The organism is Alphaproteobacteria bacterium, assembly GCA_040218575.1.
Lineage (GTDB): Bacteria > Pseudomonadota > Alphaproteobacteria > JAVJRE01 > JAVJRE01 > JAVJRE01.
Genome location: JAVJRE010000001.1, coordinates 38025 through 60430, shown reverse-complemented (window position 1 = coordinate 60430; position 22406 = coordinate 38025). Strand labels below are relative to the sequence as shown.

Here is a 22406-nt window from a genome sequence, read left to right as displayed (position 1 = left end):
GCGCCGGCCGGGGTCGGCGGCGGCCCACGCATTAGTACGGACGTCCAACACGGAGCATTGCCATGGCGGCCAAACTGCCTGATCTGGGTGACACCTGCGGCTGGTTCAACGTGCTGGAGCCGCCGTCGCCGTCGCGCCGGATCGAGGGCCGTCAAAAGGCCGACTGGGTGGTGGTCGGCGCCGGCGTCACCGGGCTTGCCGCCGCCCGCCGCCTGGCTGAGCACAAGCCCGGGGCGAGGATTCTGCTGCTCGACGCCACCCGCATCGGCAATGGCAATTCCGGCCGCAACTCCGGCTTCGCCCTGCACTGCTGGTTCATGGGGGCCACCGGCTACTCCAACGACCTCACGGTCCTGCACCGCGAGGCGCGGCTCAACGGGGCCGGCGCGGAAACCCTGCGCCGCCAGGTGCGTGAGAACCAGATTGAGTGTCACTGGCACGACTTCGGCATGCTGTGGGCCGCCGCCGGACCGGCCGGCGAGGGCGGAGTCGCCGACCGCCAGAAGGGCTTCGGCCTGCTGGAGCAGGATTGCGAAATGCTCGACGGCAAGGCCATGCAGCGGCTGACCGGCTCGTCCTTCTACACCATGGGCGTGCGCGCCAAAGGGACCGCCCTGGTCAACCCGGCCGCCATGTGTCGCGGCCTGGCTCGCACCCTGCCGGCCAATGTGACGGTCTATGACCAGACCCCGGTGACCGGTCTGCGCCGCGGTCGCCCCCATGTGCTGAGCGTGGCCGGCGGCGAGATCGAGACGGAAAACCTCATTCTGTGCACCAACACCTTCTCGCCGGGCCTGGGCTTTGCCCGCTTTCGCATGGCGCCGGTCTCCAACTATGCCAGCCTGACCCGGGTTCTGAGCGACGACGAACTCAAGGAAGTGGGCGGCGAGGGACCGTGGGGTCTGCTGCCCGGCGTCACCGGCGGCTCCACCGTGCGCCGCACCAGCGACAATCGCATCATGATCCGCCACGGCGCGCGCTTCGTGCCCCAATGGCGATTCACCCAGGAGCATTTCGACTGGGCCCGGACCAAACACTATCAGTCCATCGCCAAACGCTGGCCGGCGCTCAAGGACGTGGCAATCGAACACACCTGGGGCGGCGTTCTCGGCACTACCCGCAATCGCGGCCACATCTTCGGCCGGCTCGACGACAATATCTGGGGCTCCATCGCCTGCAACGGCGCCAACGTGGCCAAGGGCACCGCTGCCGGCGGTCTGCTGGCCGACCACATCGTCGGCGCCACCTCGCCGCTGTTGAACGATATGCACAGCCAGCCGAAGCCAGCCTGGCTGCCGCCGGACTTCATTCTCGGCTATTTTGTCAACAAGCGGCGGCACATCATGGCCCAGAACGGCGCCGACGAAGCCTGAGCCGTTCCGTTCCGCGCCCGCGCCTTTCCACCCCACTCCATTCCCCCAGCCTCAACGCCAACCCCCGCTCCACCCCCCAGCCCCCATCGGAGACAGACATGGCCGCCACCCGCACCCCCGATCTCGGCAAGACCAATGGCTGGTTCAACACCCTGGAGCCAATGACCAAACCGCGTCAGGTCAAGGGCACCGTGCGGACCGACTGGGTGGTGCTGGGGGCCGGCGTTACCGGGCTTTCCGCCGCCCGCCACCTGGCCGAACAAAAACCCGACGACAGAATCCTGCTGATCGAGGCCGAGCGCGTCGGTCGCGGCAATTCCGGCCGCAATTCCGGATTCGCCCTGCATGCCTGGTTCCATGGGGCGCTGGACGATCCGGCGGAGCTGGAACACGCGCGGCGCATCGGCCGGCTGTCCACCGGCGGCGTGGAGATCCTGCGCCGCCTGGTGCGCGAGAACCAGATTGAGTGCGCCTGGCACGACTTCGGCATGTTGTGGGCCGCCGCCGGCAGCGCCGGCGACGCCGGCGTGGCCGATCACGCCAAGGCCTTCGAACGGCTCGGCCAGACGGCGAAGCGGCTGGACAAGGCGCGCATGAAAGCGATCACCGGCAGCGACTTCTACACCAGCGGCGTCACCGCCCCCGGCACCGTCCTGATGCAGCCGGCGGCGCTGTGCCGCGGCCTCGCCCGCACCCTGCCGGCCAATGTGACGGTCTATGAAGAGACGCCGGTCACCGATATCCGGGCCGGCCGGCCGATCCGCCTGACCACCCCCGACGGCGAGGTGGAGACAGGGAATCTGATCCTCACCACCAACACCTTTTCGCCGGAGCTGGGCTTCGCCAGGAACCGCATGGCGCCCATTTCCACCTATGCCAGCTTCACCCGGCCGCTCACCACCGACGAGCTGCGCCACGTGGGCGAAGAAGGGCCGTGGGGCATCCTGCCGGCGGCGCGCGGCGGCTCCACCGTACGGCGCACCAGCGACAATCGCATCCTCATGCGCAATGGCTTCTCCTATATTCCCGGCAAGACATTCGACGAGCCGACCCTCGCTGCCATGCGTCACGACCATGCGGAGTCCATCGCCAAACGCTGGCCGGCGCTGGCCGGAATCGAGATCGAACACACCTGGGGCGGCGTCCTCGGCTCGACCCGCAATCAGGGGCAGATCTTCGGCAAGCTGGGCGACAATATCTGGGGCATCATCGCGTGCAACGGGGCCAATGTGTCACGCGGCACCCAGTCCGGCGCCCTGCTGGTGGACTATATCGTCGGCAAGGAATCGGACCTGCTCAAGGACCAGCTCTCCATACCGCAACCGTCATGGCTGCCGCCGGAGCCGATTTTGGGCTTCTTCGTCCGCCGCCGCTATCGCCAGATGGCCAGCGCCGGCGAAGACGAGCGCTAGGCGAGCATTCAATAAAGATACCGGCCCCCTTACTGAAATGTCCGCACTGGTTGGCGGAGAGGGAAGCGCTTTCAAACTTGTTTGCAGGTGCGATTGGGCATTTTAAGAACCCACAGTCGCATAGAACTGTCGGTATGGATGATCCAAGGACGGCTCGCGAGGCGATCATGCTAGCAAATCACTTGCTTCGAATCGTCAGTGAACGAGTCCTTGCCCAAGCTACGTAGGTGGGGTTCTTTCTCTCAGTTTCCCCGCTCTCGAATTCGACCGCCCCACCTTTGCCCCAATCAGCCTTATGATAGGCGGGTGATGAACGCCGCTCTATCCCGCCGCGCCCTGTCTTGCTGCCGCGCCCCCGCTTCCCGCCGCACGGTGCTCCGCGCCGGCCTCGCCATGGGCGCGCTTACCGCCGGCCTGGCCCTGCTGCCGCGCGCCGCCCTGGCCGCGCTCAGCGACACCGACCGGGCCGATCTGGAGCGCATCAGCCGCTGGCTCAATGACTTCGAGACTCTCATCGCCCGCTTCATTCAGATCGCCCCCGACGGCGCCGTCGCCACCGGCAGCCTGTGGTTCCACCGGCCGGGCCGTATGCGCATCGACTATGACCCGCCGGTGCCGGTGATCATCGTCAGCGACGGCGGCCCCATCCTCTACTGGGATGCGGAGTTGTATCAGGCGAGCTATCTGCCGGTGGCGGCGACGCCGGCGCGCTTCCTGCTGGCCGACACCATCTCTTTCGATGGCCAGGACGTGGTGGTCGAGACGGTGCTGCGCGATCCCGGCGTCATCCGCGTCGCCGTCCGCTCCGCCCGGCCGGACGAACCCGGCCAGATCATCCTCAACTTCGCCGACCGGCCGCTGCAGCTCGCCGGCTGGCGTCTGATCGATGCCCAGGGTCAGGCGGTGGACGTGGCCCTCACCGACCACAGCTTCGGCGTGCCCATCCCGCCCGGCCAGTTCCGCTTCACGCCGCCCGAGGCGCCGGTCGGCCGCCGCTAGCCTTCCAGCAGTGGAAAGACGTGACGGCCGGAATCGTCAAGCGGCAGCGGCTCGGCCCGGTGCACCATGGCCACCGGCAATGAGCCGTATAAATGGGGAAAGAGCGCGCCGCCCCGCGACGCCTCCCACTTCAGCGCATCGCCGGCCGCCGCCCCATCCACCTGCAGCAGTACCAGATCCGCCTCGCCCGCCCGGTGACGCGCCGCGCTCTCTTCAATCTGCGCCGCTGTAGAGAAGTGGAGAAAGCCGTCGGCGCGGTCTTCGGCCGATCCGTCATACACCCCGCTGGCCTGCGCCGCCCGCCACTCGGCAGCTCGCGCCAGATGATAGATAAGCCTCATGTCGCCTTCTCCCTGTTTTCATGCCGACGCAACGCGCCGCTTGGTCCTTGCCGGCCGGCCGGTCTAGACTGGCTGGCAAGGGGCCGCTCCCGGAGCCGTCGCCCCTGCTTCAAGGGTCATGACCTCCGGGACGCCCCCTGGCAAAGCCAAGGGAGGCACGCTCATGGCCACCATCCGTCACATTCTCGAGGTCAAGGGCCGTCAGGTCCACACCACCCTGGCCGATGCGCCGGTGCTCGACGCCATCCGCACCATGGCCGACCAGGACATCGGCGCCCTGGTGGTGGTGGAGGACAGCCGGCCGGTCGGCATCATCACAGAGCGTCATTATGCCCGCGACGTCTTTCTCAAGGGCCGCGCCTCGCCGACGACGCGGGTCGGCGACATCATGCAGCGCGATCTGGTGACCATCGGCCCCGACGAAACGGTCGAACGCTGCATGGGTCTGATGACCGAGCGACGGGTGCGCCACCTGCCGGTGATGGACGATGGACGTCTCGCCGGCATCGTCTCCATCGGCGACCTGGTGAAGAGCATCATCGCCGACCAGCAGTTCACCATCGAGCAGTTGCAGGACTATATCCGCAGCTGATTTTTTCTCAGGTGGCGGCGTCGGCGGCCAGGCCGGCGAGGGCACGAACGAAACGCTCCGCCGCCTGATGGTCCCAGTTGACCGCACCGGTCACATAGCCGCGCAGCCGTCCGGCCAGATCGATGAAATAGGTGATCGGCATGCCATAGAGCGGCAGCGGGGCATCCGCGCCGCTTTCCGCCGGGCCGGTCTGCACGGCGAACGATCCGACCCGCTCGGCCGGATCGAGGAAGACCGGCAGGTCGCCGGCCACCCCATTGGCGGCCAGAAACGGTCCCACCGCCGCTTCGCCATCCTCGTCCATGGAGACCGCGGCGATACGCGCGCCGAGTGTCCCGGCCCGCCTGGCCAGCCGCGCCAGCGACGGCACCTCGCGCACACACGGCGGACACCATGTGGCCCAGAAGGCCAGCACCACCGCCTGCCCGCGCCAGTCGGCCAGCCGCTGCGTCACGCCCCGACGGTCGGTCAGGACAACGTCAGGCGCCGCGGCCAGTGGCTGCAGGGCGCGAAACTGTGACGTCTCGCTGTCCAGCCGCGGCAGCGCCGCCGCCCGTGCCGGTGCCGGCCATGCGACAGGCAGCAGGCCGCCGGCGGCGACCCCGGCCACGCCGGCCAGCACCTGGCGGCGGCGCATCATCGTCGGGCCATCCACATGGCCCCGCTCCGTTTCGGGCTCATGGCTGCATCATGGCGGCAAACCACGCGCGCCGGCCGACACGTTCCGGTGAAGGGTCGCGCCAACCACGTCAGGAGCCGCCGCCCGCCTGCCGGTTGATGTCCGCCTGACGGGCGCGAATGTCCGCCGGCCACTGGCTCTTGATGAAGGCGAGGACGGCCCGGATGTCCGCGTCGCTCAACACATGGCCGAAGCCATCCATGCGTGTCTTGTAGTCGCCGCCCACCAGCGCCGCCGTGCCGTGCTTGGTAATGGCGAACAGCACCGCGTCCGGATGGTGCCAGGTGTGGCCCGTTCCGTCGTGCGGTGGCGCCGGCAGAAATCCATCCGCGTCAGCCTGGCGCCAGTTGGCTTCGCCCGCCAGATCGCCACCATGGCACGATGCGCAATATTGTCCGTAGAGCATCTCGCCGCGGGCCACCTCCGCGACTGGGTCCGCGGGCGTGCCTGCGGCACCGTCCACCACCTCGCCGCCGTCATCGCACGCCGCCACAAGCAGCAGCGCGGCGATCACCACGGCCAGCCCACCGCCTGCTTTCATCACGCTTCCCCTACAACCTGACTGCGCGCAGGCGCAGCGCGTTGCTGATCACCGAAACGCTGGAAAGACTCATGGCCGCCGCGGCGATCATCGGGCTCAGCAACAGACCAAACACCGGAAACAGAACGCCGGCGGCGATGGGTACGCCGGCTGCGTTGTAGATGAAGGCGAAGACCAGATTCTGGCGGATGTTGCCCATAACCGCGCGGCTCAGGTGCCGGGCCCGCGCGATGCCCGCCAGATCGCCCTTGACCAGGGTGACCCCGGCGCTCTCCATGGCCACATCCGTGCCGGTTCCCATGGCGATGCCCACATCCGCCAGGGCCAGCGCCGGCGCGTCATTGACCCCGTCGCCGGCCATGGCGACGATTCGCCCTGCCGCCTTGAGCCGCGCCACCACCTGGCCCTTCTGCTCCGGCAGCACTTCCGCCTCCACGTCCGTGATGGCCAGGTCGGCGGCCACCGCCTGCGCCGTCACCGCGTTATCGCCGGTCAGCATGACAATGTGCACACCGTCGCGACGCAGCGCGTCCAGCGCCGCCCGGGTCGTCCGCTTGATCGGATCGGCCACACCGATCAGGCCGATGATGGCCCCGTCACGCACCACAAAGACCACCGTCTGACCCTTGCTCCGCAAGCCATCGGCCCGCGCCGTCACCGCCGCCGCCGGAACCAGGTTCAGGCTGTCCAGCAGATGGCGATTGCCCAGCGCCACTCCCACGCCGTCCAGCCGCCCGGTGACGCCCTTGCCGGTGGGGGCGTCGAAGTCCGCCACCGCCGCCGCGGTGATGGCCCGCGCCGCCGCTTCGGCCAGGATGGCCGCGGCCAGCGGATGCTCGCTGCCTCGCTCCAGGCTGGCCGCAATGGCCAGAATGCCGGTCTCGTCCGTGTCGCCGGCCAGCACCGTCACCGACGCCACCCGCGGCCGCCCTTCCGTCAGGGTGCCGGTCTTGTCCACCACCAGCGTGTCCACTTTCTCCAGACGTTCCAGCGCCTCCGCATCGCGGATAAGGACGCCCGCCTGGGCGCCGCGGCCGGTGCCGGTCATGATCGACATGGGCGTCGCCAGACCCAGCGCGCACGGGCAGGCGATGATCAGCACCGACACCGCCGCCACCAGGGCATGGGCCATGGCCGGCGCCGGTCCCCACACGCTCCAGGCGATGAACGACAGCACCGCAATCGCCACTACCGCGGGAACGAACAGCCCGGCCACCCGGTCGGCCACCTTCTGGATCGGCGCGCGGCTGCGCTGCGCCGCCGCCACCATGGCGACGATGCGCGACAGCATGGTGTCGTCGCCCACACGCTCGGCGACCATGACGAAGCTGCCGGTCTGGTTGATGGTGCCGCCGATGACCGTGTCACCCTTCGACTTCTCCAGCGGTATGGGCTCGCCGCTGACCATGGATTCGTCCACCACGCTGCGCCCGTCCAGCACCGTGCCGTCCACCGGGATTCGTCCGCCAGGCCGCACCCGCAGGTGATCGCCGGCCCGCACCTGGTCCAGCCCGACCGTGCTTTCGCTGCCGTCGCCGGCGATGCGCAGCGCCGTCTCCGGCGCCAGGTTCAGCAGGGCGCGCAACGCATCGCCGGTGCGCTCGCGCGCGCGCAGTTCCAGCACCTGACCCACCAGCACCAGGGTGACGATCACCGCCGCCGCTTCGAAATAGAGGCCGACCGAACCGTCCGCCATGCGGAAGGTATCGGGAAACAGGCCCGGCGCCACAACCGCCAGCACGCTATAGGCCCAGGCCGCGCCGGTACCCAGAGCGATCAGGGTGAACATGTTGAGGTTGCCGGTGAGCAGCGACCGCCAGCCCCGCTCAAAGAACGGCCAGCCGGCCCACACAATGACCGGCGTGGCCAGGGCCAGCTCCAGCCAGTGGGCGGTCGCACCCGGCAGCAGCCGGTGGATGGCCGCGCCCAGCGCCGGCACCATCGGCCCCATGGCCAGAATCAGAACCGCCAGGGTCAACGGGATGGCGAGCCAAAGCCGCCGGCTGAAGTCCACCAGTTCCGGGTTTGCTGTCCGCTCCGCCCGCACCGTCACCGGCTCAAGCGCCATGCCGCAGATCGGACAGTCGCCGGGCGCGTCGCGCACGACCTCCGGATGCATGGGACAGGTGTATCGGGTGCGGGTCGCGGTCATCGGCGCATCCGGTTCCAGGGCCATGCCGCACTTGGGGCAGGCGGCCGGGCCGATGCTCTCCACGCCCTCGCACATGGGACAGATGTGGCGCTGGCCGGCCAGCCCGCCACCGGCCGCGCCCGCCGCCGGCGACTCCCCTGACGCGCGGGCCCGTTCGCGCTCCGCCTGGCGGGCCAGCATGGCCGCCGGGTCGGCCTCGAACTTCGTTTTGCACCCGGCGCAGCAGAACCAGTAATCCACATCGCCGAAGCGCGCTGTGTGCTTCGCCGTCGCCGGATCCACCGTCATGCCGCACACCGGGTCCGTAGTCAGCCCGGCCGCCGTCTCCTTTGTCGCATTCATGACACTGCCTCTGACACTGCCTCTTCGCCGCGGTCGCCGGCCAGCCCGTCGAGAATGGGGCAGTCGGGCCGCTCATCGCCGTGACAGCGCCTGACCATCACCGCCAGGGCGTCGCGCAGCGAGGTGAGCTCGGCGATTCTGTGTTCCATTTCCTTGAGATGCTGCTCGGCCACGCGTTTGACGTCACTGCTGCTGCGCGCGCGGTCCTGATACAGCGACAGCAGCGCCCGGCAGTCCTCCACCGAGAAGCCCAGCCGCCGCGCCCGCGCCAGAAAGCGGAGCGTATGCACGTCGCGCCCGTCATAGTCGCGATAGGCGTTGGGCCGGCGGCTGGCCGGCGTCAGCAGGCCGCGCGATTCGTAATAGCGGATGGTCTTCGCCGGCAGGCCGGAACGGGCCGCCGCTTCGCCGATGTTCATGGGGCTTCTCCCTGTGACGTCCTCATCACATAAACCTTCCCGTGGTGGGAAGGTCAAGCGCGGTGCCCCCGGGCTCCGCCCAAAGGCAGACAGGCGCCGGACCGGGCGGCTGGCCAGGCGGCCCGGCCAGCCGCTAGACTTCCCGCCGCGGACATAAGCGGGGGTTCTCATGGCTGAGTTGCAACGCTTCGCCGCCGATGCGCCGGCGGATCATTGGCTCGCCGCCGCCGCGGCCGATGGCGGGGTGATCGTCGAGCGGCTGATCCCCGACGCCGTGCGTCAGGCCTTTCTCAACCAGATCCGGCCCCATGTGCAGACCGCCCGACCGGGCAGCACCAGTGACGCCGCGCGCCGCCGCACCTTCTATGGCAACAACACCAAGCGGTTCTGCGGCCTCGCCGCCAAGGCGCCGGCCTTCATCGACCTGCTGCTGCATCCGGCCCTGCTGGCCTATGCCCACCGGGTGCTGCTCAAGGACGATACCGAAGACGTCTGGCTCAACACCGGTCAGATGATGGTGGTGGGACCGGGCGAGCCGGCGCAGCGGCTGCACCGCGACGACGACAACTGGCCGGCGCTGGCCCGCATGGGCTTTGCCGCAAGCGTCTCCACCATGATCGCCCTGGAGGACTTCACGGCAGAGAACGGTGCCACCCGCGTGGTGCCCGGCAGTCATGGTGAAACGCCGGCCTTCGATCCGGCGGCCAGCGACGATTCAGTGACCCAGGCGGTCATGCCGGCGGGCTCGGTGCTGTTCTACAGCGGCCGCACCGTCCACGGCGCCGGCCACAACCGCACGGCGGATACGTGGCGCATGGGCCTGCACATCAGCTATGTCTCGGCCCTTATCAGGCCGGAAGAAAACCACGCCCTGGCCGTGCCGCTGGAGGTCGCCCGCACCCTGCCGGCGGCGGCCCAGCGGATGCTCGGCTGGGCATCCTATGTGCCGAAGGGCAAGGGCGGCAGGCTCGGCCTGCTGGACTTCGAGGACTCGGCCGTTGCTGTCAATAAATCGTTACGATGAAAAAATATTAACAAACGAATTACTAAACTGCCTTCATTCTTTGAATTATACTTCTATCTATCAAACGCTGAACAATATCTTCTGCATTTATTATTTCAATCTTCTTATTGAACTCCAAGGGCCCCAACTCAGCGAAGAGCTTTCCAAAAACTTCATCTGCGTAGCTACTTGAAACTAGGCGTATCTTTTCCAGATCGATAATTACCTTGCGAGTCGAAAACTTTGCTAGATTGAGGATTTTCGTCCTGACAGTAGCTCCTGCGCCTCTAGTCCCATATCCTTCGCTTTCATTCCTAAGGGGGAAGATTAGATTCCCACTTTCGTCGTCGCCATACTTGAGATCGATGGAATCAACCGGTACATGCTTTCGATTATTGAATTCCAGCACATTCTCCAGCACCAAAGGATTGTTATACCCTACAGTTGCCGATACGAGAGTCCCAGAGAACGGGATGTTCTGGTTTTGGCTATGGATGGCTTTGTCTTTCTGGTTATAGAAGAAACTTGCGTTTCCCGACTGAATCTCAAAACTGCCTTCGGTTGATTCTGCGATACGAAAACTTCCGTACAGTCCGTTTCCCTGCCCATAATTTACGCCTCGGGTAACACCTTCGCGGATAGCTCTGTCAAGCGCTTCCGAGTCGCTACGAATCTCGGGGTGCCCTTGACGCAACGTGTACGGGATACCCAACCCTGCATCGGCAACACAAAACTCGAATTCCTTCCGGTTTTTTTCAAACTTGGTAACCTGAACTAGCCCGCCCATACGTGATTCAGAGTGGTTCAGAACATTGTCAGTGACCTCATTTACCGACCACTCAATTGCGCTCAAGTGCGACTTCTCAATTTCGTCTAGTGTACCTAGAATCTGGTCCATAATTTTGGACACTGCTTGATGCTGTTCTTGTGGTGTTTGGAATTGCATCGCGGGCAACTGCTTTGTTCCCTGATAGCTCGATTTCGGATGCATCATAGGTGAGATTATGTGCGCCCAATTCGCATTAGCAAATATAGAACTGAGACGGCTGTCTCTGGGCAAAACCAATTCTGTATCAATTCCTTCAACAAGATAGTTACGACATATACAAGCCAGTGCGAGTATCGGTGGAGCGAAGGCAATACCTAAGTTGGATAGGTCAAGCACAATATCCTTGTACCCTTTATTAGACACAGTGTTAAATATTGCCGCAAAAAGATAACGCATCTCCGCAGTTCGCAAGCCACCCGAGACGGTGATACGATTTTCGTTTGTAGAGACATCCAGCGGTGTGTATGTGGCCATTGTTTGTCGCTTTGAGGCTGCCTAGTTCTCCGATCTACCCAGGCGGATAGTTACCAACCAATTCTATATCACCCCTTCCCAAACGGCACCCACAGCAACCGCGCGAAGTCGCGTTCAGGCCGGCCCTCGACGCCGATTTCCATGTCCGACGTGCGCGCCGTCCGGCTCCGCGAGCCGAACAGCCGGTCCCAGAAACTGAAGATGGTGCCGTAATTGCTGTCCGTGTCACGCCTGACCCGGTGGTGATGCACCCAGTGGATCGACGGCGTGATGATGACGCGGCTCAAGGCCCGCTCCAGCGCCCGCGGCAGTTTCAGGTTGGAGTGGTGGAACGCCGACGCCGCGCCCAGCGCCGCCTCGAAGGCGAGCACGCTGGTCACGGGAAAGCCCAGGATCACCACGACCGGCACCCGCGCCAGGGCCGACAGGACCACCTCGCCGAAGTGAAAGCGCACCGCCGTGGTCACGTCCAGGGTGCGGTCCAGATGATGCACCTGGTGAAAGCGCCACAGCAGCGGCACTACATGGTTGAAGCGGTGCCACCAGTAAATCCACAGATCCAGCAGCACCATATCCAGCGCCAGACCGGCCCAGCCGCCCCACCACACGGGCCGCCAGTCCACGCTCAGACCGCCCAGCGCGCCCGCCACCCAGATGGTCAGCGGCACGATGATGGCGATGGAAATGCCGGCATTGAGCACCGCCAGCCCCGCATTGCCGGCCAGCCGGCCCCACCGCCGCGCGACCACCACAGGAGGCAGGGGCGCGGCGGGGCGCAGCCGTTCGGCTACGAACAGCACCGCCAGGGTGCCGAACACCAGGGCGATCTTGACCAGCCCCAGGGTCTCCACAGATGGCAGGGTCATCGCCGTGCACTCATCGCCGCGCACTCATCTATGCACACCCATCTGTGTCGCCATCCCTGGCACCGCCCTATCGCCTGTTCCCGGCTTGCCCTACAGGCACGCCCGCCGGCCGGCAACCGCCCGACCGATCATGGCCCGGCGGGGCGGGCGACGCGACTCACGTCTGCGCAAGTACGCCGCCGCCTTCCGGCCCGCCCGCCGTTTCGCCGGCCACGCCGCCGACCCGCGCCGCCTCCCAGCCGAACATCACCTTGCGCCTGACCGGCCCCCAGCGATAGTCGCCAAAGGCGCCCGACGCGCGGATCACCCGGTGGCACGGCACCAGCCAGCCGATACGGTTTTCGGCCATGACCCGGCCGACGGCGCGCTGCGCCCGGGGGGCGCCGGCCAGACGGGCCAACTGGCTGTAGCTCACCAACTGTCCCGGCGGCACCTTCAGCAGTGCGCTCCACACCCGCGTCTGAAAGCCGGTGCCGCGCAGCACCAGATGCGGCGGCTTTGCCGGGTCGGGCAGGCCGCCGGCGGGAAACACCCGCTCCATCCATTGCGCCGTCGCCGCCGGGCCCGGCACCAGCCGCGAGCGTGGCCAGTCGGCCGCCGCCCGGTCCAGCGCCTGACGGCTCGACTCCTCAATCAGAAAATCCAGGCCGCAAATCCCCCGCTCCGTGGCCAGCAGCAGGGCCGGGCCGAACGGCGTGTCGTGCACCCCATAGGCAATGGTGAGGCCGTGGCCGCCGCTCTTGTAGTCGCCCGGCGTCATGGCCTCCCAGGTGACGAACAGGTCATGCAGCCGCGACGGCCCCGACAGGCCCACCGCCAGGGCGGTATCCAGCACATCCTCCTCACTGCGCAGCAGCGCCTTGGCGTGACGCAGGGTGACGGCGGCCAGAAACCGTTTCGGGCTGGTGCCGGCCCAGCGGGTGAACAGCCGCTGAAAGTGTGCCGGCGACAGACCCACATGGCGCGCTACCTCGTCCAGCTTCGGCTGCTCCGCATGGGCCGCGTCCAGATAGCGGATGGCCCGCGCCACCCGGCCATAGTCGCTCTTGTCGTCCCGTTCGTGCGCCACCGCCGGCTCTCCTCCTGCCCCTCCTCTTAGGGGACCATCATAAACCGGACCGGCCGCACCCGGTGCCTCATATGCGCTGTTCATGGCTCATCAATCTCCTTGCCGCACACTGGGCACAGCCTGGCCGGGCGGGCCGCCGCCCGCCACCCGATCCATGCGCCGGTCCGCGCGCGCCATTGCCCGCGGTTCCACCTGCGGCTTTTGCGTGGCGATCGCGGCTCGGCTAAACTGCGCCGTCGCTCCGGCCCGGAGCGGCCCGAACCCTTGTTGTGAGCCACGCCCGACCATGAGTCGCCAGCCCCTGATCGGCATTCCCGCCTGCGCCAGGACCATCGGCCCGCGCTGGCTGAGCCACGGCACCGATGAACAATATGTCCATGCGGTGGCCGGCTATACCGGCGGCCTGCCGATCCTGATCCCGCCGGCCGGTGCGGCCGACGTGGCCGATCTGGCGCGCCAGCTCGATGGTCTGTTCCTGTCCGGCAGTCCGTCCAACGTGGCGCCGCACCACTATGGCGCCACCGCCGATCCGGCAAAGGCCGAGACGCCGGGCGAGAACGACCATGGCCGCGACGCGGTCATGCTGCCGCTGATCCGCGCCATGATCGCCGCCGGCAAGCCGCTGCTGGCGGTGTGCCGCGGCCATCAGGAGCTCAACGTCGCCTTCGGCGGCACCCTGCATCAGGCGGTGCATCAGGTGCCGGGCAACTTCGATCACCGCCCGCAACGTCAACTGCCGCGTGAGGCCATGTGGGCGCCGCGCCACGATGTGATCTTCGCCGGCAATGGCGTTCTCCATCGTCTGTTCGGCGTCGAGCGGCTGACCGTCAACTCCCTGCACAGCCAGGCAGTGGACCGGCCCGGTGAGCGCATCATCGTCGAGGCGCGGGCCGAGGACGGGGTCATCGAGGCCATCCGCGTGGACGGCGCGGCCTTCGCCATCGGCGTGCAGTGGCACCCGGAATGGCGCATCGAAGACCAGCCCATGAGTCAGGCGCTGTTCGGCGCCTTCGGTCAGGCCTGCCGCGACGCTCTGGCCGCCACCGCCCGGCGCGCCGCCTGATGGACGCCCGCCCCGCCGCCGCCCCGGGCGCCGCACAACCGGCGGCTGTTGCCGGCGACAGCCCGCCGGCGATGAAACGCGCCACCCCGCCGGTGGCCAGCGCCCGCGATCCGGCGCGCGATCCCGCCCGACCCGACCATGACCGGCGGCCGCTCATCGCTATTTCTGCCAACACCATGTCGGACAATGGCTACCATCGCTATTCCACATCGGAAGGCTGTGTGCTGGCGGTGCGGGACGGCGCCGGCGGTGTGCCGCTGATCTTTCCGGGGCTCGGCGGACGTGACGCCGATGCGCTGCTCGACCGTCTCGACGGCCTGCTGCTGACCGGCGGCCGCGCCAATGTGCAGACCCACCTCTATGACGGGCCGCCGGACGGGCCGGGCCGGCTGATCGACCCGCGCCGCGATTCCACCGTCCTGCCGCTGATCCGTCATGCGGTGCGCCGCGGCATTCCGGTGTTCGGTCTGTGCCGCGGTATGCAGGAGATCAATGTAGCGCTGGGCGGCTCGCTGTTCGTCGAAGTCAGCGCCCAGCCCGGCAAGCTCAACCACCGCATGACGCCCGGTGACCCTCCGGAAAAAGTGACCGCGCCGCGCCACTGGATCGACGTGCGGCCCGGCGGCATCTTCGATTCCCTCTTCGATGACAAGCGCCTGCTGGTCAATTCCCTGCACGGCCAGGCGGTCAACCGCATGGGCCGCAACGTGCGGCTGGAGGCGGTGTGCGAGGATGGCGTGATCGAGGCCATCTCAGTGGATGGCGCGCCGGGCTTCGTGCTGGGGGTGCAATGGCATCCGGAATACAAGCCGGTGGAGGACGCCATCAGCCGCACCCTCTTCGCCGCCTTCGGCGCTGCCTGCCGCGCCCACATGGAAAAGCGACTGGCGCAGGACGCCGCCGTCGCCGCCTGACGGATTCCCGCCTGTCAGCCCGCGGCGCGGGTTTGACCCGCCCCGTCACCTGGCCTAAATCCCTTGCCTGTCCTTTCCGCGCCTCCGTTTCCGGCGGCCTTTCCCGATTGCTGCTGCAGAGACGCGCCCATGAGCCACACCGTCCGTATCCGCCGCGCCACCACGCCCATCCAGGTGGCGGAGGACCGCACCATTCTGGAAACCGCCCTCGACGCCGGCATCAACTATCCCCATTCCTGCCGCTCCGGCATGTGCGGCACCTGCAAGTCGCGCCTGCTGTCGGGCCGCGTCGACATGCTGCCCTATGAGGAGTTTGCGCTGACCGACGAGGAGAAAGACTCCGGGCTGGTGCTGGCCTGCCGCTCCCGGCCGCGGGCCGACTGCGAGGTGGCCTGGCTGGAGTTCGACGACGCGCCCAACCATCCGCTGGCCACGGTTCAGTGCACCGTCAGGCATCATGAGCGCATGACCCACGACGTGGTGCGCATCGTCCTGGACCAGGGTGCAGGGGGACCGCTCGCCTTCTCCGCCGGCCAGTTCGCCCAGGTCACCTTCGACAGCCTGCCGCGCCGCGACTATTCCTTCGCCTCGCGTCCGGACGAGGACACGCTGGAGTTCCATGTCCGTCATATTCCCGGCGGCCAGGTCTCGGCCTATGTGGAACAGACCCTCAAGGTGGGAGAGCCCGTGTCGGTGCATGGCCCCTTCGGCATGGCCCACCTGCGTGAGTTTCACACCGGCCCCATTCTCGCCGTCGCCGGCGGTTCCGGCCTGGCGCCGGTCAAGGCCATCGTCGAAACCGCACTGGCTCGCAGCATGGCCCAGCCCATCCACCTCTATCTCGGCATGCGGGCCGAACGGGACGTCTATTTCGAAGAGCGTTTCAGAGAGCTCACCGCCGCCCATCCCAACCTCACGCTGCATGTGGTGCTGAGCGAGCCGGACGGTGACGCCCCCCGTGGTGAGCGGCGCAGCGGTTTCGTCCATGAGGCGGTGGCCGCCGACATCACCGATCTGGAGGGCTTCAAGTGCTACACCGCCGGGCCGCCGGTGATGGTCGAGGCGCTGACCCGCCACCTGCGCGGCGCGGGCATGCGCATGGACGATATTCACGCCGATGCCTTCTATACCGAGGCAGAGCTGGCCGAACGCGGGCTCAAGCCCGCCGCCGGCGGCGTCGCCACCTGAACCCGATACCGACACTCACCACGCGCCTGACCATGCCGGCCCTCCGCCTCGCCACCTGGAACATCAATTCGATCCGTTCGCGCCTCGATTCGCTGGACCGTTTCGTCGCCGCCGAACAGCCGGACGTCATCTGCCTGCAGGAGACCCGCGCCCAGGACAGCGACTTCCCCCTGTCCCACATCACCGACGGGCTCGGCTATCCGCACGTGGCCCTCAAGGGCCAGAAGATGCACAGCGGCGTCGCCATCCTGTCGCGCCTGCCGCTGACCAGGATCGACAGCCGCATCTGGTGCGGTCAGGACGACTGCCGCCACCTGTCCGCCGTGTTGGCCGGCGATATAGAAGTGCACAATTTCTATGTGCCGGCCGGCGGCGACGTGCCGGACCCGGCGGCGAATGCCAAGTTCGCCCACAAGCTGGCCTTCCTCGACGAGATGAAAGCCTGGGGCAAGGACCTGCCCGGCGGCGGCGGGCGCTCCCGGCGCAAGCGTGTGCTGGTCGGTGACCTCAACGTGGCGCCCCTGCCGAGCGACGTGTGGAGCCACAAGCAGTTGCTCAACATCGTCAGCCACACCCCGCCGGAGACCACCCGGCTGGACGCGGCGCGCGATGCTCATGGCTGGATTGACGCCGTGCGCCACAGCCACGGGCCCGACGCGCCGCTCTATACCTGGTGGAGCTACCGGGCGAAAGACTGGCGGGCGTCAAACCGCGGTCGCCGGCTCGACCATGTGTGGCTGACGCCGGCCCTCGCCGGCGCGCTGACCGACGCGCGCATCATCGACGCCACCCGCGACTGGCCGAAGGCGTCGGACCATGTGCCGGTGATGGTGCGGCTCGACCTTTAGGGATTCGCCACGGGCGTTCCGTCGTCCTCTGGACCCGCCGCATCCGGCGCCGGCGGCCCGTCGCCGCTCAGGCGGCCATAGACCAGCGCGGTGAAGATGGCGAACAGGCCAAACCCGAAGACATAAAGAAATGCCACACCGGCGACGCCGGCGGCCACCACCAGAGTGGTCACCACCCAGGCCAATGACGTGCCTGCGGACAACGCGATTGCGCCGGTGGCAATCGCCCCGCCGGCGACGAATACAACGACCCCGACGAAGGCCATCAGCAATGCCAGCAGCAACAGGGAGCCGCCCAGGCGAATCGTGTGTCCGGCGGTGAGCCTCCAGACGCCGCCTGGTCCCAGGCGCCGGCCACGGGCGATAGCCGGCGGCCAGGGCAGAAGCCGGATATAGATCCAGATTATGGCCAGCAGCACCACCGCAAAAGCCACTGCGAGAACGACCGGTGAGTGGCTGACCAGAGATACCACCAACACGCTCCCCACCCAGCCCGCTGCCAGCAGCAGCGTCAGCAACAGGCCAACGCCGGCCATGCGCCAGGCGCGGCCGTCCAAACCCGGCCAGGCCAGACCGCGCATGCGGATGGCGCCATGGTCGAGGACGCTGTTGACGATGCCCAATGTGACGAAGGCGCCGAGAACATACGTGTTCAGGAGGTCGAGTATCATGCCGGCCGCGGTCAGAAACCCGCTCATAGCCAGGCTCCCGGTCGCCATAAACACGGCGCTGTAGGATAACACCTCCGCCAACGCCGCGACGACGAGCATCGGCAGCATCCAGATGGCCAGCGGTCGGAGGTTCCGGCCGGTCATAACCATGGCGCTGTTCAGCAGGCTGTTGAAGCCGGGCCTTCCGCCGGTCGCCGCTGATGGCGCCTCGGCTCTTTCCTGATCGCTCATGTCGCATCCTTTCGGTAGAGATAATAAGGAAACACCGTCATGCCCGCCGGCGCCGGCAGCGCCCGCCAGCGCGGGTGACCGCGCGGCCGGTCCTGCGCCACCACCGCCCCCGCCGCCAGCAGCGGATGCAGCGCCGCCGGCAGCCAGGCATCGAACGCCGCATCCGCCGCCCGGCCTTCGCCGCCGCAATCCACATGGGCCAGCGCCACCTGGCCCGGCATGTCCCGCGCCAGCCGCGGCAGCAGCTCCGACAACTCGCCCAGCATCAGTTGATCCGCCGCTGGCCGCAGCGCCGCCGGCGCATGCACCTCGCGGTCCAGCGCCAGCCGTCGACGCTCCGGCAGCAGATGGCCCAGCAGGTCCCAGGTCCGCCCCTTGCCGAGCCCCACCTCCAGGACCATGCCGTCGATTCCAACCAGCCTCTCCGCCGCCGCCGTCAGTGCTGCTTTCTGGCTGGTCAGGCGGGCGATCATCCGGCTCACCGCGTCCAGTTTGCGCCACGCCGCCAGCGGGTCGCGCTGCGTCGTCAGCGACGCGTCCGCCACCGGTTCAGACCGCCCGGTACAGGTGATAGCGCCCCGGCCTGACGCCCGCCGGCAGGGGCAGGTCAGACCAGCCCGCCACGTCGAGCGCCTGGTCGCTGACAATGACACCGCCGGGCCGCACCAGCCGGGCCAGGGCCGGGCCAATCAGGCGGGCCAGCACCGCATTGGCCGCCGCATCGCCGGTGCCCAGATCGCTGTGCGCCAGGGCGGCGCTGCGGCCAAGCCGCCGCTCTGCCTGCGGCAGGGTTTCGTCAATGGCGCCGAGAAAGAGATGCGCGTCGTCGGGAACGCAATCGGGGTGCGCCGCTACCTTGCGTTCGAACACGAAAATCTCGCGGTCCGGCAAGCGCTCGCGCAGATGGTCGTAGGTGCGGCCATTGCCAAGACCGAGCTCCAGAACCGGGCCCGCCACGGCTTCCTCGGTTATCAGGGTCGCCGCCGCATCGAGGCAGGCGCGCTGCGCCTCCATGCGGCGGATGAAACTGTCCAGCCGGCTCACTGGCGAACCGGGCGGCAATCCCGGCGGCCAGCCCGGCGGCCAGCCCGGCAGCCGACCGTCACGGCCCGTCCGCCTGCAGCCGCCGGAGCTCCGCCTCCGCCGCGCGCAACTGGGTGTTGGTGTGCTCCAGCCGCGTCGCCAGCACCCGCATGATCTCCACGGCGATCTGCGGAAACTCGTTGACCAGGCGGAAGAACAGCTCCTTGCTGATCTTGAGGGTGACCAGCGCCGACGTGGCCCGGACCGATGCGCTGCGCGGCACGTCGCCGACAATGGCCATCTCGCCCACCGGCGCGTTGCGGCCGATCTCGGCCAGGTGCAGCTCGCCGTCGGCGGAGTCGATGAACACCTCCGCCTCGCCCTCCACAACAATATAGAGCGCGTCACCCGGATCGCCCTGGCGGAACAGCATCTGGCCCGGTTCGAAGGTCAGACGCTCGGCGGTGAAGGCCAGCAGCTTAAGCTTCGACGGCTCCATATTCTGGAACAGGGGAATGCTGCGCAGCAGATCCACTTCCTGGTTCAAACTCATCCCGTCACTCTCCCGTTGCTCCCCTCATGCCCGCGACGGCCTGTCCCGGCCGCACGCGCGCCCTGCGCCCGGTCCGGCCGCGGGGCCTACTCCGCCGCCAGAATTTTCTTCAGCCGCGACTGGCCATCGGCCAGCGCCTTGACCTCGCCGTCCTCCACCACCCGCCCCCGATGCATCACCAGCACCCGGTCGAACCGCTCCACCAGTGCTGGCCGGGTCAGCACCCAGACCAGACCACGCCCCGCCATCTCCGTCTGCAGGGCGTCGGCCAGGCGCGTTTCGGTGGCGCTGTCCAGAACGCCGGTCGCCTCGTTCAGCACCAGCAGGTCGGGCCGCTTCAGCAGGGCCTGGGCGATGGCCAGCTTCTGCCGCTGCACCCGGCTCAGACGCGAGCCGCCGACGCCGACCTGGTAGGTCAGGCCCACTTCCATGACCCGGCCCCGCAGGTTCAGCGCGTCCACCACCTCGCCCATCAGGGCAGAGACCTGGGCCTCCGCATCGGCCTGGCCATAGGCCAGTTTGCCGAACAGGATATTGTCCTGCAGGGTCGCCGCCGCGTTGTACTGCTCCACGTCAAAGAAGGCGACCGCGTCGCGCAACGCCGCCGGCAAATCATCGCTGAACAGACGGCGGGCCTGCAGGATTCTGTCCTGCATCTGGTCATCAATCAGCCCCAGGCGGTGGCGCGCCGGCGACAGCATGAAGGTCAGACCGACCAGGCGCTGATGATCGGCGTCGGTCAGGCTGGCGCCGCCGCTGCGTCCGGCCTCGGCGACTATCCGTTGATAGTCCGGCAGATCGTCGGAATCGAAGAAGCCGAACTGATCGAAAAACTCATGACCCGGCGGCAGGTCGGCGAAGATTTCCACCATGGTCTCCGCCACCTGCAGGCCGGTGTCAAAGAACGTCTGGTCGAGCCCGGCGCTCGTCAGAACCTGGCGCACATAATCGTTCTCGGCCAGTCGCGCCGCGTCGAAACGGGAATCCCGCGGCGTGCCGAACAGCAGGTTTTCCGCCACCGTGGCGTTGGTGTTGTAGGTGCTGCGGTCATAGGCCTCGACGAACCGCGCCTTGCCCGCATCCTCCAGCCGGTGATGCAGCCGTCGCCTGGCCTCCAGGATGGCATCGGCCAGGGCCGGGTGGCGGGTCGGGTCGATGGTGCCGCGCAGGCCCAGTTGATAGACGTCGCCGGCCATCTCCACATGCTCCAGCACCTCATGCGCCCGCGCCAGCAGCCCGTCGCCGTCCGCCACCCCCACCGACTCCAGATCCAGCCAGTCATCGTCCGGGTCATCGCCCGTATTGCCGGCGCGCAGCGCTTCGTGCCGCCGCCGCTCGCTTTCATGCTTCAGCCGGGCGTCATCGGCTGCCGCATCGCGCATCAGGTCGCGCGGCCGCACCGGCCGGTGCTTCAGGCCAAGGAACAGATTGTCGCCCAGGCTGGCGCTGAACAGGGTCGCCTGCGGCCCCACATAGCCGATGCGCCGGCCGAGCACCGCTGCCGGCATCTCCGCCACGTCGCGGCCGCCGATGGTCAGCCGACCGCCGGTTGAGCGCAGCAGTCCGGCCAGCAGCATCGCCACCTCTTCGCGGCCGCTGCGGCCCGATCCCAGAACCGCCACATGGGTCTTCAGGGGAAAGCGGAAATTGGCGCCGGCCACCGCCGGGTCGCTGCCATCTTCCGCATAGGTCAGATTGGCCGCCGCCACCTCGCCGCTGAGCGGCTCCGCCGCCGCATCGGGGTCCAGCAGGTTGGGATCCAGCATGCCGGCCGGATCGAACTGCTCGATGACCTGCTCATACTTGATGCGGGTGTCTTCCTTCTGCTGGTAGTAGGTCAGCAGCTCCTTCCACGGTGCGGCCAGATCCTTCTGGGCGGCGATCACTGCCACCAGCGCGCCAAGGTCCAGATCGCCCGCGAACACCAGCCAGCCGCCCAGCAGGTAGAAGAAGAACGGCGTAATCTTGTCCAGCGAGTTGTTGATGTATTTCTGCCAGCCCTTGAGCCGGTAGATATGGAAGCGCAGGTCATAGATGACGCCCAGCCGGCTCGCCATGTCGGCCCGGGCGAAGGCCGTGGCGTCGCTGGCCCGCAGGGTGTCGATGCCGGCAATGGATTCGCCGATGCGGTCGCCCAGCTTGCGCACGGTCAGCACCCGCTCTTTGCCCAGGCGGTTGGCGACGCGCTGAATCTTCGGAATGATGTAGCCCTGCACCGGGAACATGGCCAGCGCGGCGATGCCCAGCACCGGATCCTGCGCCAGGATGAACCCCAGGGGCACCAGCAGAAGCCCGCCCTGAAAGATGGGCTGGACGTAGGCGTCGCCGATGAAGCCGCCGAGAGGCTCCACCTCCGAGGTGATCATGGGGATGATCTCGCCCTGGCTCACCTTCTTGAAGTGGGCCAGGGGAAAGCGCAGCACGCGGGCATACAGTTCATAGCGCAGGCGGCGCAACATGCGCTCCGCCAACTGGCCCTTGAACACGTTGATGTAGAACTTGAAGCCGCCGTTGATCAGGGTCAGCGCCAGGAACACCATGCACAGCAGGACCAGCCAGCCCAGCGCGGTGAACTGCAGATCGACCAGCGGCAGGGCCGCATCCGGATAGGCGGTCAGAACCCCCTGCGACTGGTTCTCCACCACCGCCCGGATGTGGTTGATGATCTGCTTGGGCAGGTCATAGGAATAGTAGAGGAAGGGATAGGATACGCCGGCCAGCAGGATCAGCATGATCTGCTCGCGCTTGGAATAGCGCAGGACAAAGCGATAGATACTGCGGTCCATGGCCCCTGCCACTGGCCGGGCGCACGGCCCGGCGCGGA

23 protein-coding genes are annotated in these 22406 nt (G+C 67.5%); 10 read left to right on the top strand and 13 right to left on the bottom strand.

Annotated features, from left to right (window positions below):
• Positions 1 to 62 precede the first annotated feature (62 nt).
• The 4 genes from RIE31_00285 (at position 63) to RIE31_00270 (ending at position 3784) form a co-directional block, all read left to right on the top strand.
• Positions 63 to 1373 carry an FAD-binding oxidoreductase gene (locus RIE31_00285; GenBank protein MEQ8639040.1) on the top strand — a complete coding sequence of 437 codons (1311 nt, stop codon included), beginning with the start codon at positions 63 to 65 and terminating at the stop codon, positions 1371 to 1373.
• 98 nt (positions 1374 to 1471) lie between these two features.
• Positions 1472 to 2785 carry an FAD-binding oxidoreductase gene (locus RIE31_00280; protein ID MEQ8639039.1) on the top strand — a complete coding sequence of 438 codons (1314 nt, stop codon included), beginning with the start codon at positions 1472 to 1474 and terminating at the stop codon, positions 2783 to 2785.
• Positions 2701 to 3012 carry a TIGR02391 family protein gene (locus RIE31_00275; GenBank protein MEQ8639038.1) on the top strand — a complete coding sequence of 104 codons (312 nt, stop codon included), beginning with the start codon at positions 2701 to 2703 and terminating at the stop codon, positions 3010 to 3012. The genes RIE31_00280 and RIE31_00275 overlap by 85 nt, the downstream gene beginning before the upstream one ends.
• Before the next feature lie 82 nt (positions 3013 to 3094).
• A complete protein-coding gene (locus RIE31_00270; protein MEQ8639037.1) occupies positions 3095 to 3784 on the top strand; it encodes an outer membrane lipoprotein carrier protein LolA in 690 nt (229 codons plus the stop codon).
• Here RIE31_00270 and RIE31_00265 read toward each other — a convergent pair.
• On the bottom strand, positions 3781 to 4125 hold the full coding sequence (locus tag RIE31_00265) for a DUF952 domain-containing protein (protein MEQ8639036.1): 345 nt from the start codon (positions 4123 to 4125) through the stop codon (positions 3781 to 3783). The genes RIE31_00270 and RIE31_00265 overlap by 4 nt on opposite strands.
• Before the next feature lie 163 nt (positions 4126 to 4288).
• Between RIE31_00265 and RIE31_00260 the strand changes: the two genes are divergently transcribed.
• Entirely contained in the window at positions 4289 to 4717 is a 429-nt protein-coding gene (locus RIE31_00260; GenBank protein ID MEQ8639035.1) for a CBS domain-containing protein, read from the top strand.
• A 7-nt stretch (positions 4718 to 4724) separates the two neighbouring features.
• Here RIE31_00260 and RIE31_00255 read toward each other — a convergent pair whose 3' ends face one another.
• The 4 genes from RIE31_00255 to cueR all read right to left on the bottom strand — a co-directional run bounded on the left by RIE31_00255 (position 4725) and on the right by cueR (position 8850).
• Positions 4725 to 5357, bottom strand: coding sequence for a TlpA disulfide reductase family protein (locus RIE31_00255; GenBank protein ID MEQ8639034.1), 633 nt, complete (start codon positions 5355 to 5357; stop codon positions 4725 to 4727).
• Between the two features lie 109 nt (positions 5358 to 5466).
• Complete coding sequence (locus RIE31_00250) at positions 5467 to 5937, bottom strand: c-type cytochrome (protein ID MEQ8639033.1); 471 nt, start codon at positions 5935 to 5937, stop codon at positions 5467 to 5469.
• A 10-nt stretch (positions 5938 to 5947) separates the two neighbouring features.
• Positions 5948 to 8431 carry a heavy metal translocating P-type ATPase gene (locus RIE31_00245; GenBank protein MEQ8639032.1) on the bottom strand — a complete coding sequence of 828 codons (2484 nt, stop codon included), beginning with the start codon at positions 8429 to 8431 and terminating at the stop codon, positions 5948 to 5950.
• Positions 8428 to 8850: a Cu(I)-responsive transcriptional regulator gene (cueR, locus tag RIE31_00240; GenBank protein ID MEQ8639031.1), complete on the bottom strand. Its 423-nt coding sequence runs from the start codon at positions 8848 to 8850 to the stop codon at positions 8428 to 8430. Before cueR ends, RIE31_00245 begins: the two co-directional genes overlap by 4 nt.
• A gap of 169 nt (positions 8851 to 9019) precedes the next feature.
• On the opposite strand from cueR, the gene RIE31_00235 reads away from it, so the two are divergent.
• Complete coding sequence (locus tag RIE31_00235) at positions 9020 to 9874, top strand: phytanoyl-CoA dioxygenase family protein (GenBank protein ID MEQ8639030.1); 855 nt, start codon at positions 9020 to 9022, stop codon at positions 9872 to 9874.
• A 22-nt stretch (positions 9875 to 9896) separates the two neighbouring features.
• Here RIE31_00235 and RIE31_00230 read toward each other — a convergent pair whose 3' ends face one another.
• From RIE31_00230 to RIE31_00220, 3 genes are all read right to left on the bottom strand, one after another.
• Positions 9897 to 11156 (bottom strand): DUF4325 domain-containing protein, encoded by a 1260-nt coding sequence (locus RIE31_00230; protein MEQ8639029.1) that lies wholly within the window; start codon positions 11154 to 11156, stop codon positions 9897 to 9899.
• Between the two features lie 68 nt (positions 11157 to 11224).
• Positions 11225 to 12022, bottom strand: a complete 798-nt coding sequence (locus RIE31_00225; protein MEQ8639028.1) for a sterol desaturase family protein — start codon at positions 12020 to 12022, stop codon at positions 11225 to 11227.
• Between the two features lie 157 nt (positions 12023 to 12179).
• Positions 12180 to 13175 (bottom strand): methylated-DNA--[protein]-cysteine S-methyltransferase, encoded by a 996-nt coding sequence (locus RIE31_00220; GenBank protein ID MEQ8639027.1) that lies wholly within the window; start codon positions 13173 to 13175, stop codon positions 12180 to 12182.
• A gap of 202 nt (positions 13176 to 13377) precedes the next feature.
• Between RIE31_00220 and RIE31_00215 the strand changes: the two genes are divergently transcribed.
• The 4 genes from RIE31_00215 to RIE31_00200 all read left to right on the top strand — a co-directional run bounded on the left by RIE31_00215 (position 13378) and on the right by RIE31_00200 (position 17104).
• On the top strand, positions 13378 to 14154 hold the full coding sequence (locus tag RIE31_00215) for a gamma-glutamyl-gamma-aminobutyrate hydrolase family protein (protein MEQ8639026.1): 777 nt from the start codon (positions 13378 to 13380) through the stop codon (positions 14152 to 14154).
• Complete coding sequence (locus tag RIE31_00210; protein ID MEQ8639025.1) at positions 14154 to 15068, top strand: gamma-glutamyl-gamma-aminobutyrate hydrolase family protein; 915 nt, start codon at positions 14154 to 14156, stop codon at positions 15066 to 15068. Before RIE31_00215 ends, RIE31_00210 begins: the two co-directional genes overlap by 1 nt.
• Positions 15069 to 15197: 129 nt before the next feature.
• Complete coding sequence (locus RIE31_00205) at positions 15198 to 16256, top strand: 2Fe-2S iron-sulfur cluster-binding protein (GenBank protein MEQ8639024.1); 1059 nt, start codon at positions 15198 to 15200, stop codon at positions 16254 to 16256.
• A gap of 32 nt (positions 16257 to 16288) precedes the next feature.
• On the top strand, positions 16289 to 17104 hold the full coding sequence (locus RIE31_00200; GenBank protein ID MEQ8639023.1) for an exodeoxyribonuclease III: 816 nt from the start codon (positions 16289 to 16291) through the stop codon (positions 17102 to 17104).
• On the opposite strand, the gene RIE31_00195 is transcribed toward RIE31_00200, so the two are convergent.
• From RIE31_00195 to RIE31_00175, 5 genes are all read right to left on the bottom strand, one after another.
• Entirely contained in the window at positions 17101 to 18006 is a 906-nt protein-coding gene (locus RIE31_00195; protein MEQ8639022.1) for a hypothetical protein, read from the bottom strand. The genes RIE31_00200 and RIE31_00195 overlap by 4 nt on opposite strands.
• Positions 18003 to 18551: a class I SAM-dependent methyltransferase gene (locus tag RIE31_00190; GenBank protein MEQ8639021.1), complete on the bottom strand. Its 549-nt coding sequence runs from the start codon at positions 18549 to 18551 to the stop codon at positions 18003 to 18005. The genes RIE31_00195 and RIE31_00190 overlap by 4 nt, the downstream gene beginning before the upstream one ends.
• A 4-nt stretch (positions 18552 to 18555) precedes the next feature.
• A complete protein-coding gene (locus RIE31_00185; GenBank protein ID MEQ8639020.1) occupies positions 18556 to 19050 on the bottom strand; it encodes a class I SAM-dependent methyltransferase in 495 nt (164 codons plus the stop codon).
• 58 nt (positions 19051 to 19108) lie between these two features.
• Complete coding sequence (locus tag RIE31_00180) at positions 19109 to 19582, bottom strand: cyclic nucleotide-binding domain-containing protein (GenBank protein MEQ8639019.1); 474 nt, start codon at positions 19580 to 19582, stop codon at positions 19109 to 19111.
• A gap of 86 nt (positions 19583 to 19668) precedes the next feature.
• The gene (locus tag RIE31_00175) at positions 19669 to 22368 is read right to left on the bottom strand and encodes an ABC transporter ATP-binding protein (protein MEQ8639018.1); all 2700 of its coding nucleotides are present in this window, start codon (positions 22366 to 22368) and stop codon (positions 19669 to 19671) included.
• Positions 22369 to 22406 lie beyond the last annotated feature (38 nt).

Bases quoted from the DNA above. Each gene is read 5' to 3' on its own strand.
- RIE31_00215 (MEQ8639026.1), top strand. From the start codon at position 13,378: ATGAGTCGCCAGCCCCTGATCGGCATTCCCGCCTGCGCCAGGACCATC.
- cueR (MEQ8639031.1), bottom strand. From the start codon at position 8,850: ATGAACATCGGCGAAGCGGCGGCCCGTTCCGGCCTGCCGGCGAAGACC.
- RIE31_00230 (MEQ8639029.1), bottom strand. From the start codon at position 11,156: ATGGCCACATACACACCGCTGGATGTCTCTACAAACGAAAATCGTATC.
- RIE31_00285 (MEQ8639040.1), top strand. From the start codon at position 63: ATGGCGGCCAAACTGCCTGATCTGGGTGACACCTGCGGCTGGTTCAAC.
- RIE31_00175 (MEQ8639018.1), bottom strand. From the start codon at position 22,368: ATGGACCGCAGTATCTATCGCTTTGTCCTGCGCTATTCCAAGCGCGAG.
- RIE31_00210 (MEQ8639025.1), top strand. From the start codon at position 14,154: ATGGACGCCCGCCCCGCCGCCGCCCCGGGCGCCGCACAACCGGCGGCT.
- RIE31_00275 (MEQ8639038.1), top strand. From the start codon at position 2,701: ATGGCTGCCGCCGGAGCCGATTTTGGGCTTCTTCGTCCGCCGCCGCTA.
- RIE31_00220 (MEQ8639027.1), bottom strand. From the start codon at position 13,175: ATGAACAGCGCATATGAGGCACCGGGTGCGGCCGGTCCGGTTTATGAT.
- RIE31_00255 (MEQ8639034.1), bottom strand. From the start codon at position 5,357: ATGATGCGCCGCCGCCAGGTGCTGGCCGGCGTGGCCGGGGTCGCCGCC.
- RIE31_00205 (MEQ8639024.1), top strand. From the start codon at position 15,198: ATGAGCCACACCGTCCGTATCCGCCGCGCCACCACGCCCATCCAGGTG.
- RIE31_00225 (MEQ8639028.1), bottom strand. From the start codon at position 12,022: ATGACCCTGCCATCTGTGGAGACCCTGGGGCTGGTCAAGATCGCCCTG.
- RIE31_00265 (MEQ8639036.1), bottom strand. From the start codon at position 4,125: ATGAGGCTTATCTATCATCTGGCGCGAGCTGCCGAGTGGCGGGCGGCG.
- RIE31_00200 (MEQ8639023.1), top strand. From the start codon at position 16,289: ATGCCGGCCCTCCGCCTCGCCACCTGGAACATCAATTCGATCCGTTCG.
- RIE31_00250 (MEQ8639033.1), bottom strand. From the start codon at position 5,937: ATGAAAGCAGGCGGTGGGCTGGCCGTGGTGATCGCCGCGCTGCTGCTT.
- RIE31_00245 (MEQ8639032.1), bottom strand. From the start codon at position 8,431: ATGAATGCGACAAAGGAGACGGCGGCCGGGCTGACTACGGACCCGGTG.
- RIE31_00260 (MEQ8639035.1), top strand. From the start codon at position 4,289: ATGGCCACCATCCGTCACATTCTCGAGGTCAAGGGCCGTCAGGTCCAC.
- RIE31_00195 (MEQ8639022.1), bottom strand. From the start codon at position 18,006: ATGAGCGATCAGGAAAGAGCCGAGGCGCCATCAGCGGCGACCGGCGGA.
- RIE31_00280 (MEQ8639039.1), top strand. From the start codon at position 1,472: ATGGCCGCCACCCGCACCCCCGATCTCGGCAAGACCAATGGCTGGTTC.
- RIE31_00270 (MEQ8639037.1), top strand. From the start codon at position 3,095: ATGAACGCCGCTCTATCCCGCCGCGCCCTGTCTTGCTGCCGCGCCCCC.
- RIE31_00235 (MEQ8639030.1), top strand. From the start codon at position 9,020: ATGGCTGAGTTGCAACGCTTCGCCGCCGATGCGCCGGCGGATCATTGG.
- RIE31_00180 (MEQ8639019.1), bottom strand. From the start codon at position 19,582: ATGAGTTTGAACCAGGAAGTGGATCTGCTGCGCAGCATTCCCCTGTTC.